The sequence below is a fragment of the Bacteroidota bacterium genome, from assembly GCA_016714535.1.
Taxonomy (GTDB): Bacteria; Bacteroidota; Bacteroidia; order AKYH767-A; family OLB10; genus JADKFV01.
In genome coordinates, this window is the sequence record JADKDR010000002.1 from 368,533 (window position 1) to 381,791 (window position 13,259).

Genomic DNA, 13,259 nt, shown 5'->3' on the forward strand with positions numbered 1-13,259 from the left:
TTTTATTTTTTGGTGCGGTTGCTTTATGTGTTGCAAAAAATAAAATGTGCTTGCAATGCCCTGCTGTTCATTCTTTTGTCGGCTATTTTTGAAATCGCTTTATAGCGTTTATATTTTTATTCTGAACATATTTCTAACTGAATAGTGTTCTGTGATAGTATCATCTTATTTTCTGCAAAGCTGAGCAACTTCGTCCATCACTGATTTTAATCTTGATTCTTTCACCCCTGCTTTGAGAAGTAAATCATAATTGTCGTAAAGGTCTCTTAGAAGGACATATTCTTTTGCAAGCAACCATTGTTTTTCATGACGTGTAAGGGAAGTGAGGCAAGTTAATGGATATAGCCCCGAATTGTCAATCATATCTTTTAACGCTTTGTTGTGTGGGTAATCCCAACTAAGTAAATTCAATCCTTTGCAAAGACCGTAATCAAGAGCATCTCTGGTAAACTTTGCATTGGTAGTAATACAACCAAAGAATTTATGCTCCTTGTTTTTGAGTAACTCGTTAGCTATAACATCTTCAAATCTTGATTGAATATAAAGCGGGGTTTTTATATCCACAGCCATACCAGGTTGATTCCTGTATTTACATTCCATAAACATTATGATATTTTCCTTTTCTGCAATTACGTCAATTTCGTGTTTTACACATTTACCCTCCAAAATTTTTCCTACTTGAACCGCATATCCCTGATGTTTAAAAAGCTCCCCAATAAATTTTTCAAAGGCAAAGCCGGAAGGCCCCAACTCCATCATTCCTCTTTTTAAATGGTAACGTGCGGCATGAGGCTTCGATTGATGGCGAAGTAAGCGGAGTGCTTCACTGTAAATTTTTTTGGTGCTGATTCCCTGATATAGTTTGGGTAAAAGTTCATTAATAATTGAATTGATTTCTTGTGGAGTGGCTTTCGCTCTTCCCAAAGAATTTCTTAGTTTTTTTAATGAAAACGGTTCGGCTACACCGGAAGCTTTTGTTACTACTAGTTTGTTTTTCATTTTTTAGTCCTTTTAATCCACTTCTCAATTTCAACTGCCCAAAACACTATGCTTGATACAAGAATAGTTATTCCTAATTCATCAATAGTAAGCGGTTGGGTTCTAAAAACATCATTGAAGAATGGCGTGTAAATCATCATCATTTGGAGAGCAACAGTAAGTAATAATGCACCCAGTAATGGTTTGTTTGAAAACACACCTATTTTAAAAATTGATTCTCCTTCTGATCGTATTGCCATAACATGCCCCATCTGACTGAAACAAAGAACAGTGAAAGCTATTGTTTGCCAGTGAGCATTTTCAGTTTGTATAGCCCATGCCTGCATTACAAGTGTTACTACACCCATTAAAAAACCCACCCATAAAATGTGTGTTACCATACCTCCTGCAAAAATATTTTGTTTCGGATTTCTTGGCGGGCGTTTCATGATATTTGCTTCCGATGGTTCAGATGCAAGAGCTAATCCCGGCAATCCATCGGTTACTAAATTTATCCAAAGTATGTGAACGGCTAAAAGGGGGACAGGCAATCCGAAAAATGGAGCAAGAAAAATTACCCATATCTCTCCGCTGTTACTCGTCATGGTGTATTTAATGAATTTAAGAATATTGTCGAAAATTCTGCGACCATGTTTTACGGCAACAACAATGGTAGCGAAATTATCATCCAGCAAAATCATGTGCGAAGCTTCTTTAGTAACTTCGGTTCCGTTTATTCCCATAGCTATACCGATGTCGGCATTCTTTAAAGCAGGCGCATCATTCACGCCATCACCTGTCATCGCTACAAATTGATGTTTACTTTGTAAGGCAGTGATGATTTTTAATTTTTGTTCGGGATTTACCCGAGCATAAACTTTAACATGTTCAACAATTTTTTCAAAATTATCTTCGCTTAGTTTGGCAAGTTCGGTTCCGCTCATTACAATATCTTCCTGCGAAGAAACTATTCCCAATTGTTTTGCAATGGCTTTAGCGGTTAGTTTATGATCGCCCGTAATCATAACTGGAATTATACCTGCTTGCTTACATTCTGCTACTGCTTGTTTTGCTTCCACTCTTGGGGGGTCAATCATTCCCGCAAAACCAATAAGCGTTAATGAGGATTCTATATCATCGGCATTTATTTTTTCGGGCAATTTGGCAAGTAGCTTAATCGCATATCCCAACACACGATAACCCTTTTCTGCCATCGTGTTTACTTTGTTTTCAAATTCAGGAATAGATGATTTCTGTTCGTCATTCAATTTTCCGAACAAAACATCAACTGCTCCTTTTGTAATTGCAACTATTCCGGTTTCTGTTTTGTGCAGTGTAGTCATGCATTTCCTTGTGGAGTCAAATGGAAGTTCTGCAACTCTCGGAAATTTTATTTCTAAAACAGTTCTTTCTAAATTATTATCGAACGCATATTGCACTAAGGCAACTTCTGTTGAATCGCCCAACCATTTTCCGTCTTTATCTTTTGAAACATCATTATTTAATGCCATTGCATTTAATAAAGTATTGCCATTTGAAAATGCAGTACTGATTTTGTTGTTTGCCGTTTCAAAAACATCCTGCACTGTCATTTTATTTACAGTTAATGTTCCGGTTTTATCGGAGCATATATACGTCACAGAGCCGAGGGTTTCAACAGCCGGAAGTTTGCGGATAAGCGCATTGATATTTACCAATCGCTTTGCTCCAAATGCAAGGGCAATGGTTACCAATGCAGGCAATGCTTCGGGTATGGCTGCTACAGCAAGCGAAATGGAAGTAAGCAACATGGTTAAAATATTTTCGCCACGCAACCAACCTATTATAAATATTACTGTACATATAATAAGTATAACAACCGATAAGCGTTTCCCAAAAGCAGCTAATCTTTTTTGTAACGGGGTTGATGTTTCATCGGTTTGAATTAGCTTTGCAATACGCCCTAGTTCGGTATTCATACTTGTTGCCGCTACATAAGCAAGTGCACGACCATTAGTAATGAATGTGCCTTTGAAACCCATGTTTTTTCTATCGCCAAGCGGATAATCTGCATCAGGAAGTTCATCAGAATTCTTTTCAACATTATGCGATTCACCTGTGAGTGCAGATTCATCAACTTTTACTTGATGTGTTTCAAAGAAGCGGACATCAGCAGGAATAATATTTCCGGCTTCTAGCAATACTACATCTCCCGGTACCAAATCTGAGGCGGGAATATCAATAACTTTTCCCTCGCGCAAAATTCGGGCGGTAGTGGCTGCCATTTGCTTCAATGCTTCCATTGCTTTTTCGGCCCGATACTCTTGTATAAATCCTACAACAGCATTTATAATTATGATGACAAGAATAATTACGGTATCTGTTATATCTCCTAAAATACCGGATATAACGGCTGCTGCTATAAGCACGAGAATCATAAAATCCGTTAACTGATGCAGCAGCATTTGCAAAACGTTTTTCTTTTTTTTATCAGTGATCTGATTTTTTCCGTATTCATTCAGGCGTTGCGAAGCAGCAATATGATTAATACCTGACGGGCTTGTGTTTAACAACTTAGCTATTTCGGAAAGAGGAAGTAAATGCCAGTTCATTTTTATCTTTTAATAAATAAATAAGTCATAAGTGCCATGTATAGAATGACAATTACAAAAGTATTAAGGCTTAAAAGCCGTACTTGTTTCTTCTTCGGTTTAAAAAGAAGTCCTAAACAAACTACAGCTGTCATTATTATAATAATAAAAACTGATAATAAATGAGTGGGTGAAATGTTTCTGTACAAAGAACCTTCTTTGTAAAAAACATCATCGATACCTAAAATGAAAATATTAAACACATTGCTTCCAAGTAAATTTTCTGCTGCCACATCCAACGCCCCCATTCTTAGAGCTGCTAACGAGACTACTAACTCGGGCAATGAAGTAACCGATGCCATAAGAATAAGGTCCACCCGTGCTTTTCCCATTCCGGTTAGCTCAGCAATCTGTTCTCTGTAATAAGAAAGTTTTGTACCGCTAAAAATAATTACCGCAGCACAAGCAGCAAAGCCCGATATATTTAAGTATAAATTTTCAATATTCATTTGCGTTTGTTTTTTTATTTTTTTCTGCAACTGAAAATTGGTGCCATTCCCAAAATCGGTTGTATGGAATGTAAGTAACAATTATTAATGCCATACGGACTAAACGATATGCAATCCAGTTTTTAAATCTGGTAACTATGTCGTTCCTTATCTTATGTGTTTGGTTTGTGATTTTATCGCATTGTTCAATAGTCGAAGTTAAATAGCTGCAAACATTTTTCGAAAATTCCGAGGAATCAATTTCTACATTCATTTCAATGCTTCCATAAGAGCTTAAATAATTCAAATTAAAAGAGCCAATGGTTGCCCATTTAGCATCAACAACCATTAATTTTCCATGCAAAACAGACTTCTTCCATTCAAATAATTCAATATCCTGCTTTAGCAGTATTGAATAAAGATATTGTGTAGCTCGCATTACAAGTGGCAAATCAGAAACTCCCGACAGAATTATTTTAACTTTTACACCTCTTCTTGCTGCACTTTTTAATGCGCTTGATAACCTTATGCCAGGCAAAAAATAGCTCCCGACAATAATTATTTCACTATCTGCTTTTCTTATTGCATTTATATAGGCATTGCAAATTTCATTTCTTTGTTTTACCCAATCATTACGAAGAATTTTAACCCATGTTTCATGGTCATTGTAAGAATGAGATGGTATTGTTTTTACATGATTACGCTGTTTCTTTAAATAAATATTCCTGCATAATTGCTGAACAGATTCAACAGTTGAGGCACTCTCCAGTTGCACTGCGTAATCAAGCCAGGGTTGTTCGGTGGATGAGCCACGATATTTATTGGAGATATTGATACCGCCAATAAGCGCCACTTGACCATCGACAACAACTACTTTGTGATGTAAGCGTCTGCCGAGGTAAAAATTATTTCTCGAAAAAAAAGGTGAGAAAAATCGAATTTGGATTCCATGTTCTCTTAAATTTTCTAAAAGCTATCGGGCAATTTTGCAGAACCATACCCATCAACTAAAATATACACTTTTACTTGCCGATTAGCTGCATTTATTAATTCATCAGCAATATCTAATCCGATGGAATCATTTTCAAAAATGTAGACTTGTATATGGATTTCATGTTTAGCTTTTGTAATAATATTTCGTAAACACAAAAAATAATCTTCACCACTATGAACAAGTTTTAAATTGGCAATAGATTGCCAAGTAGTAGTTTGATTTATATTATTTATTGGCTCCGATTGCATTTTTTACCATTACAAATTCTAAAATATTTTCTACATCTAATACTCCAACAAATTGCTCGTTATCGTATACTGCAGCTATTCCGTTTTTATTAGCAAGCATTTTTTGATAGGCTATTTCGATTGGTTCTTTCATATTTAATTTTAAGATATCTCTATTCATCACCGTATCAATAGTAGCATTGCTTTTATTGTTTGAAAGTGCTTCAATAATTTCATCACGGCTAAGCGATCCTACAGGATAGCCATCTGAAATGACAAGAAAATTTTTGCATTGCCCGTTTAATAGTTGCTTTACTGCAGTTTCAACTATGTCACTTGCAGTTATTGTTTCATAATGTTTCATCACAACATCCTTCACCAGTATTCCTTTCAGCATAAATCCTGTTTTAGTCATTTCAAGTTCAGCTTGAGCACCCAGAATAATAAATAGACCGATGAAAATTAAAAATGGATTGCCATTGAAGCCAATAAAAATAAAAGCAAGTGCAAGTAATTGGCCAATACGTGCAGCTATGTTGGTGGCAATATGTCTTTCAAATTTCATAGAGAGTATTGCTCTTAAAACTCGACCACCATCCATAGGAAATGCAGGAATTAAATTAAAAATAGCAAGCCATATATTGACAATAAAAAAGTTTAAAAAGAAATTGCTTTGGTTTACACCACCGGTTAATTGAACCGTTAACTCTTTTAAATCAGGAATGGTAATAAATAGCCCTGTAATTACTGATAATGCAATATTTACAAGTGGGCCTGCTATGGCAACTACTAGTTCTTCTTTTGGTTTTTCGGGAATTCTTTCTAAACGAGCTAAGCCTCCAATGGGTAAAATCGTAATGTCTTTGGTTTTTATATTATACTTTTTTGCAGCAAGTGCATGACCGAGCTCGTGCAAAAATACGGTAAAAAAAATACTTAGTATGAAAATTACTGACCATACAATTTGTTCTGTATTATGCCCTGCCCGATAGTTACTAAAAATGATGTAGGCTATGAGTAATGAAAATGTCCAGTGAATAGAAACACCAATGCCTGCAATATTTCCAAGTTTAAATGATCCTTTCATATATTTTATTCTTTATTGTTTCTGAAATAATTTTAACGATCTACCTGAAACATTTTCAATACGCTTTCTAATTGGCTCATACCCTATAAGAAAAAACCAAGCCCCGCTAAAAATTTCCATATTTCTAAATGTTGCATAAATTCAATTAATTATCCAATCTCTAATATTTCGGGTTCAAACAAATCGCTAATATCAATTGCATTACTCTCGTGCAAAATTGTGTTACAAGTTACTACCTTTTCTGCTCCGGCATTTAATAAATCGTTATAGGCATTAGCTGCAAATATAGCATGTACGCCTATGCAAAAAGGCGCTTTCATTCCTGCCTTTTTCAGATGGCCCACAGTTTCTATCATAGTTTGGGCAGTTGAAATGATATCATCTACTAAAACAGGAGTAAGATTATTATATTTGTCCAAATTCGGAATGGCAATTTCTACATTTCTATCACCATGTCTGATTTTTTCTAAAACTATAAAAGGGGCATCAGCATTTTTGGCAACTTCAGAAACCCATTGTTCGCTTTCACTATCAGGACCAATTAATATCGGATTTTGAATATTGTTCTTTATCCATTTTGAGATATGGTTAGCTGCATGATATACGGTAGCAGGTACAGTATATATTTCTGACAAAGAACTATACCTGTGCAAATGGGGGTCAATGGTGGTGATTGTTTGCGCAAAATTTGAAACGAGTGCTGCGAAAAATTTTGAAGTAATCCCTTCCCCTTCATTAAATTGTTTATCCTGCCGCATATATGCCAGGTAAGGGGCAATCAAACAAATGCATCTAGCTCCAAGATCCATCGCGGTTTTAGATAAAAAGTACAAAGGCAAAACTTTTGAGTCAGGATGGTCTAACGTACAAACTATTACAACCTTCTTCCCTTTTACATCGGAATGAATGCAGACATATGTTTCTCCATCCGGAAAACTACGAATGGTAACTTCACCCTTAACCACATTATAATTTCTTGCCATTGTGTCAACCATCGCTTCATTCCCCGGCAATGCAAATAATATAACTTCGTTTTCTTTCATATGATTTGTATTGTGTTTTTTTCTGATTTGTAATATTCAAAAGCATAGTTTAACTCACCTTGAGCTTCGGCATAAATTGTAAACAATACATCGCCAATATTAATTTGCTTACCCAGAGGAGATTGAAATAAAACACCCGCTTTTGGAGATTTTGGAGCTCCCGCCAGTTTAGCTACTTTTGCTAAAGTTCTGCAATTAATTTCAGTAACAAGGCCACTACGTTCGGCTAACGCATCTAGTTTGAATGCAGCATATTCAGGTTCAGTAAAACGACCTTGAGCATTGCAAATGGCAATAAATTTTTTGTAAGCACTTCCATTTTCTAATATTCTATTCGCTTCCTGCATGCCTTTTCCTGTTTCTGTTTTACCCGATAATTCCAATAATTCTCCGGCAAGAAATAAGGCTCTTTGTTTTAAATCTTCAGGGGCATTAGATGCATTTCTCAAAACACGTAACACATCCATTGCTTCAAGTGCCGGACCTATTCCTTTGCCAATAGGTTGTGAGCCGTTTGTAATCAAAACTTTTACATGCAGACCAATTGCTTCAGCTACTTGCTCAAAATGTTTTTTTAATTGTAATGCATCTCCATTAGTTCTTACCTTGGCAGTCTTTCCAACAGGTATATCAAGCACCACATGGGTAGAGCCTGCGGCAGCTTTTTTAGAAAGCACCGAAGCAATCATTTGCCCTTCACTGTCAACATCTAAGGCTTTTCCAACAGAAATAAGAATGTCGTCAGCCGGACTTAAATTAACCGAGCCACCCCAAACGAAACAGGCGTTTTGTTCGTTTACTACATTTTTCATTTGTAGCATACTTAATTCTACATTGGTCATAACCTCCATGGTATCCGCTGTTCCTGCCGGTGAGGTAATTGCACGAGAAGATGTTTTAGGAATTGTTAAACCTGCTGCTGCCACAATACTTATTACGATAGGAGTTGTTCGGTTTCCCGGTAAGCCGCCAACACAATGTTTGTCGTAAACCAGTTGTCCGTTCCATTTTAATTTATTCCCGGAGCGGATCATTGCTCGGGTAAGGCCTTTTATTTCATTTAATGAAAGGCGATTTCCTGATGTGCTGGTTATAAACGCTGAAAGCTCTATATTGGAATAATGCCCTTTAGAAATATCAATAATTATTTCTTCAAGCTCATTTTCATTTAATTCACCTCCATACATTTTTGCTCTCACTTGCCTAACAGAAGAAATTGGTTGCAGGTGAGAAATGCTAATTAAATCTCCTTCTTTAGCTTCCAATCTTTTTATGGCCTCCATAGAAAGCCCCGCTTCGCCAGGTTGAATTAAATCGGAATGAATGACATTGAGTGTGGCAACAATATTTTTATCAGCGCATCGTACAACCAATCGGGTTAGCGCAGCAAAACCTTCGGATAGAGATATATTGCAATCGGAACGCATAAAAATGATATTCTCCCTATAGGTGTCTATTCCAAGATTCTTAATTTTTAATTCTTTGTAATTATGCATTGAGTTCTTTTATTTTGATTTTAATATAATTCCCAGCTCGGTAAGCATTATTAATTCAGACTTGTTTCTTCCTGAAAATGATGTGGTAATTGCACTAGCTGTTTTCCAAATTAATTGTTTCACATCTTCGGTAAATAAACTTTCGTGTGCTTTTTTAAATAATTTAAAATCTGCCATACTATCATTCGGATTTTGTGTTTGCGCTGCAAGTTGATTAAAAATGATTTTTATTTCACGCATGGCATCAATCTCTAATTTATCTTTTACTCCACCTAAATTAAGCCATTCCATATTAACAATTTGTTTTAACTTCTCAACTTCTTCTATACGTATTGCTTTATCGGCAGCTGCAATGGCATAAAATAATTTACCAAGATTTTGATAAAACAAAATTTGTATTTCGGGTGTTGAGTTCATTTTATACCAATTACAATTATTAATAAAACAAAAATAACCATTAACAAGTAAAACCCCATTGTAAAAAGATTATACCCCGCCATTTTCTCTTAACCATGCAATATACACTGATACCAGGTAGCTATCTGCCTTTAATTCTTTAAGCGCTGCGAGCTTAGTGAATCAAATGCCTTTTGATAATTCTTCAAGTTTAACCGTCTAATATTTTGCATCGAAGTAGGTTACATAAACTTGCTTTCATTATTGCGACTTGTTATTTCTGAGATATACAAACCAATAAACAAGACCCACTAAAACCGCTCCACCAAAAATATTTCCAATAGTTACCGGCAATAAGTTGTTCATGAAAAAATTAGTCCATGTGATAGAACTATAATCTGTTCCCGACTGTGCTATTAATGCTAATTGTTTATCGTCATGTTGATTAAGTGTAAATATAGCATTAGGAACAAAATACATGTTTGCAATAGAGTGCTCGAAGCCGCAGGCAACAAATGCTGATATGGGAAAAAGGATAGCAATGATTTTTCCGGCAATTGATTTTGAGCTGAAACATAGCCATACTGCAAGACATACTAAGATATTACAAAGTACTCCTAAGGCAACAGCCTGCATAAAATCCAATTCGCATTTGGTCTTTGCTATATTGAGCATATTAATTCCAACCATGCCCGATGCTGCCTGATACTGTTTTGCAAACAGCATTAACACGACAATAAAAAATGCGCCAACAAAGTTTCCAAGATAAACCAAACACCAGTTTCTGAGTAATTGCATGGTGCTTACTTTCTTATTTGCCCATGCCATGATTATTAAATTATTTCCTGTAAATAATTCGGCACCGCCAATAATAACAAGAATAAGACCCAGACTAAAACATAGTCCGCCTAATAATCTTGTTACACCATATGACATAGTTGAAGCAGCAGTAACTGTTGTAAAAAAAACGGAACCAAAGGCAATAAACGCACCTGCAAGAACTGCCAGAACAAGTGTCTTAGCAAGAGGCATTTTTGCTTTTACAACTCCAATTGATTCGGCCTGTGATGCCATTTCAGAAGGGAGCAGAGAATCTATTTTAACTTGATCCATCATTCGTTACTTTTTAGCTTATGTATTTTTCTCACTCAAAACAATATTTTCAATCCCCTTTATCAAGGCATCCGGATTAAATGAAATACTATCTATCCCTTCTTGCACTAAAAATTTTGCAAATGCGGGAATATCACTTGGTGCTTGTCCGCACAAGCCCACTTTAATGTTGTTGCGTTTTGCAGCTTGAATGGTTTCTTTTATCAAACCCTTCACTGCGGGATTTTCTTCGTTGAATAAATAACTAACCAAAGCTGAATCTCTGTCTAGCCCAAGTGTAAGTTGCGTTAAATCATTTGAGCCAATCGAAAACCCATCAAATAATTTTGCAAACTCATCTGCTAACAACACATTACTTGGAATTTCAATCATCACATAAACTTCCAACCCATTTTCTTTTTGAGTTAGTCCGTTTTTAGCCATTTCAGCAATTACTTTTTCTCCTTCTTCTATCGTGCGACAAAACGGTATCATTAGTTTTACATTGGTCATGCCCATTTCATTACGCACTTTTTTCATTGCTTCACATTCCAATGCAAATCCTTTGCGATAAAAATCGCTATAGTAGCGAGAGGCACCACGCAAACCAATCATTGGGTTTTCTTCATGCGGTTCAAAATATTTTCCACCAATCAGGTTTGCGTATTCATTGCTTTTAAAGTCACTCATTCGCACAATTACATCTTTAGGGTAAAATGCTGCTGCAACAGTGGATACAGCCTCAACAAGTTTATGAACGAAATATTCTTTACCGGTGGAATAATCTTTTGTCAGTTCGTCTATTTCTACTTTTGTTTTTTCGTCTGTAATTTTTTCACGTTCAAGTAAAGCCAAAGGGTGTATACGAATACTGTTGCTGATGGCGAACTCTAAACGTAACAGTCCAACGCCCTGGTTTGGATAATTACTTAATTCAAAAGCGCGATCGGGGTCGGCAAGAATAAACATGGGTTTAGTTTCAGGCATTGGCAGCTGACTGAAATCTTGCTCTTTAATATCCCATTTTAAAATACCATCATAAATATTTCCATCTTTTCCTTCGGCACACGAAACAGTAATCTCCTGTCCGTTTTTAATTATTCCTGTAGCGTTACCGCAACCCACTATCGCCACCGTTCCAAGTTCTCTGGCGACAATTGCCGCATGGCTTGTTCTGCCACCTTTATTCGTAATAATGGCTGCAGCCTTTTTCAATACAGGATCCCAGTCAGGATTGGTAATATCTGTAACTAATATTTCTCCTTTTTGCAACTGGTCACCATCTTGCGGATTCAGAATAATTCGTGCTTTACCGGCAGCAATTTTATCGCCTAACGCAATTCCTGTTGTAAGGAGTTTTCCTTTTTCTTTGAGGGTAAATATTTCCCTTACTTGTTTTTTCTCTTTTCTGTGAACTGTTTCCGGTCTTGCTTGTACAATGTATAGTTGATTATTCAAGCCATCTTTGGCCCATTCAATATCCATTGCTTTTGCATAGTGTTGCTCAATTTTGAAACACCATTGAGCCAATTGAATGACTTCTTTTTTTGTAAGTGAAAATTCGTTTTGTTTTTTTGAAGGGGAATCAATATTTGCAATCGTTTTTTCGGCAGATGCATTTTCTGCATTTTGAACATACAACATGGTATATTCTTTTCTTCCGCAATGGCTTTTTAAAATCGGATTTAATTTTTCATCAAAAAGTGTTGGTTTAAAGACCAACCACTCATCGGGTGTTACTCTACCTTGAACAATATTTTCTCCCAGGCCCCAGCAACTATTAATAATAATACCGTTTTCAAATCCACTATCCGGGTCTATTGTAAATGCAACACCGGAAGATGCTTTATCGCTTCGCACCATTTGTTGCACACCAACTGAAATGGCAACATCTATTCCTGTAAAGCCCATGTCGTGACGGTATTTAATGGCGCGGTCGGTAAATAAAGAAGCATAGCAAAGATGAATGGCTTGCAACAACTGCTTTTCTCCGCTAATGTTGAGAAACGATTCCATCCTTCCCGCAAAACTTGCAGTTGGCAAATCTTCGGCCGTAGCGCTACTGCGAACAGCTACATCTAAGTTTTTGATGCCACAATTATCAGAAAGGGTTTGGTAAGCTTCATTAACAGCCTCTATAATTTCGTTTGGAAATGCTGCTGATAAAATTAATGCTCTTGATGTTTCTCCAATTGCAATAAGGTTTGAAAAATTTTCCGTTTCTAATGAGAACAACAAATCATTTAGTTGCTGTTCGATGTTATTGTACTTGCGAAATAAGCGATACGCATCAGCAGTTAAGGCAAATCCATTGGGAATGCCAATGCCTTTCGGGTTAAGTTGATTGTACATTTCGCCAAGCGAAGCGTTCTTGCCTCCAACTTTGGCAATATCAGTAATGCTTATTTGGTTAAAAAACAATATCTGCTTTATGGGCTTCATTTATCATTTGAATTAGTGATACGAAAAATATTAATCTTTAAAAAAATCTTTTACTCTTGCTACAACTTGATTATTAGTCATACTATCTGCCGTTTCAACAGATTTTAACTTAGATAATAAATGCTTATCTTCTTCAATTAATGTTTTTAATTTTAATTTAATTTCTGCCGGACCAAAAATGTATAACTCATTATCACTCTTAATTTGTTCAATTACATTTTTTAGGAAACTATTAATCTGATGTTGTTTCCTTTCATCAAACTTTTTTTCATTATTACTGTGTCTAATTCCGGTAAAGGTTCCTTTGTCTCCTTCACCAAGGTGATGGACACGATTTTCAATTTCAGATTGAATCTCAATCGTACTTTCTTTACCGTCTAATAGTTTTACAATTATTGCTTTTGAACTATCTATCCAAATTCCTGTTTGCTTTTCCATTTTTTTCT

At 36.0% G+C, this 13,259-nt stretch carries 12 protein-coding genes; all 12 read right to left on the bottom strand.

Annotation, left to right across the window (positions count from 1 at the left end):
* Nucleotides 1–165 precede the first annotated feature (165 nt).
* Nucleotides 166–999 carry a restriction endonuclease gene (locus IPO27_04615; GenBank protein ID MBK8845882.1) on the bottom strand — a complete coding sequence of 278 codons (834 nt, stop codon included), beginning with the start codon at nucleotides 997–999 and terminating at the stop codon, nucleotides 166–168.
* Entirely contained in the window at nucleotides 996–3,569 is a 2,574-nt protein-coding gene (locus IPO27_04620; protein MBK8845883.1) for a cation-translocating P-type ATPase, read from the bottom strand. Before IPO27_04620 ends, IPO27_04615 begins: the two co-directional genes overlap by 4 nt.
* A gap of 2 nt (nucleotides 3,570–3,571) precedes the next feature.
* The gene (locus tag IPO27_04625) at nucleotides 3,572–4,057 is read right to left on the bottom strand and encodes a hypothetical protein (GenBank protein ID MBK8845884.1); all 486 of its coding nucleotides are present in this window, start codon (nucleotides 4,055–4,057) and stop codon (nucleotides 3,572–3,574) included.
* The gene (locus tag IPO27_04630; protein MBK8845885.1) at nucleotides 4,047–4,889 is read right to left on the bottom strand and encodes a hypothetical protein; all 843 of its coding nucleotides are present in this window, start codon (nucleotides 4,887–4,889) and stop codon (nucleotides 4,047–4,049) included. The genes IPO27_04625 and IPO27_04630 overlap by 11 nt, the downstream gene beginning before the upstream one ends.
* Nucleotides 4,890–5,002: 113 nt before the next feature.
* The gene (locus IPO27_04635; GenBank protein MBK8845886.1) at nucleotides 5,003–5,278 is read right to left on the bottom strand and encodes a hypothetical protein; all 276 of its coding nucleotides are present in this window, start codon (nucleotides 5,276–5,278) and stop codon (nucleotides 5,003–5,005) included.
* Nucleotides 5,256–6,344 (bottom strand): site-2 protease family protein, encoded by a 1,089-nt coding sequence (locus IPO27_04640; protein MBK8845887.1) that lies wholly within the window; start codon nucleotides 6,342–6,344, stop codon nucleotides 5,256–5,258. Before IPO27_04640 ends, IPO27_04635 begins: the two co-directional genes overlap by 23 nt.
* Before the next feature lie 149 nt (nucleotides 6,345–6,493).
* A complete protein-coding gene (locus IPO27_04645) occupies nucleotides 6,494–7,387 on the bottom strand; it encodes a ribose-phosphate pyrophosphokinase (protein ID MBK8845888.1) in 894 nt (297 codons plus the stop codon).
* Nucleotides 7,384–8,883 (bottom strand): thymidine phosphorylase family protein, encoded by a 1,500-nt coding sequence (locus IPO27_04650; protein MBK8845889.1) that lies wholly within the window; start codon nucleotides 8,881–8,883, stop codon nucleotides 7,384–7,386. Before IPO27_04650 ends, IPO27_04645 begins: the two co-directional genes overlap by 4 nt.
* Nucleotides 8,884–8,892: 9 nt before the next feature.
* Nucleotides 8,893–9,300 (bottom strand): hypothetical protein, encoded by a 408-nt coding sequence (locus IPO27_04655; GenBank protein ID MBK8845890.1) that lies wholly within the window; start codon nucleotides 9,298–9,300, stop codon nucleotides 8,893–8,895.
* A gap of 240 nt (nucleotides 9,301–9,540) precedes the next feature.
* A complete protein-coding gene (gene focA / locus IPO27_04660) occupies nucleotides 9,541–10,392 on the bottom strand; it encodes a formate transporter FocA (protein ID MBK8845891.1) in 852 nt (283 codons plus the stop codon).
* A gap of 18 nt (nucleotides 10,393–10,410) precedes the next feature.
* Nucleotides 10,411–12,813: a phosphoenolpyruvate synthase gene (gene ppsA / locus IPO27_04665; protein MBK8845892.1), complete on the bottom strand. Its 2,403-nt coding sequence runs from the start codon at nucleotides 12,811–12,813 to the stop codon at nucleotides 10,411–10,413.
* A 30-nt stretch (nucleotides 12,814–12,843) separates the two neighbouring features.
* Complete coding sequence (locus IPO27_04670; GenBank protein MBK8845893.1) at nucleotides 12,844–13,251, bottom strand: hypothetical protein; 408 nt, start codon at nucleotides 13,249–13,251, stop codon at nucleotides 12,844–12,846.
* Nucleotides 13,252–13,259: the final 8 nt, after the last annotated feature.

What these genes read in the sequence shown, in the direction of transcription:
- IPO27_04615 (MBK8845882.1), bottom strand. Translation starts at nt 999, where the DNA reads ATGAAAAACAAACTAGTAGTAACAAAAGCTTCCGGTGTAGCCGAACCG.
- IPO27_04620 (MBK8845883.1), bottom strand. Translation starts at nt 3,569, where the DNA reads ATGAACTGGCATTTACTTCCTCTTTCCGAAATAGCTAAGTTGTTAAAC.
- IPO27_04625 (MBK8845884.1), bottom strand. Translation starts at nt 4,057, where the DNA reads ATGAATATTGAAAATTTATACTTAAATATATCGGGCTTTGCTGCTTGT.
- IPO27_04635 (MBK8845886.1), bottom strand. Translation starts at nt 5,278, where the DNA reads ATGCAATCGGAGCCAATAAATAATATAAATCAAACTACTACTTGGCAA.
- IPO27_04640 (MBK8845887.1), bottom strand. Translation starts at nt 6,344, where the DNA reads ATGAAAGGATCATTTAAACTTGGAAATATTGCAGGCATTGGTGTTTCT.
- IPO27_04645 (MBK8845888.1), bottom strand. Translation starts at nt 7,387, where the DNA reads ATGAAAGAAAACGAAGTTATATTATTTGCATTGCCGGGGAATGAAGCG.
- IPO27_04650 (MBK8845889.1), bottom strand. Translation starts at nt 8,883, where the DNA reads ATGCATAATTACAAAGAATTAAAAATTAAGAATCTTGGAATAGACACC.
- IPO27_04655 (MBK8845890.1), bottom strand. Translation starts at nt 9,300, where the DNA reads ATGAACTCAACACCCGAAATACAAATTTTGTTTTATCAAAATCTTGGT.
- focA (MBK8845891.1), bottom strand. Translation starts at nt 10,392, where the DNA reads ATGGATCAAGTTAAAATAGATTCTCTGCTCCCTTCTGAAATGGCATCA.
- ppsA (MBK8845892.1), bottom strand. Translation starts at nt 12,813, where the DNA reads ATGAAGCCCATAAAGCAGATATTGTTTTTTAACCAAATAAGCATTACT.
- IPO27_04670 (MBK8845893.1), bottom strand. Translation starts at nt 13,251, where the DNA reads ATGGAAAAGCAAACAGGAATTTGGATAGATAGTTCAAAAGCAATAATT.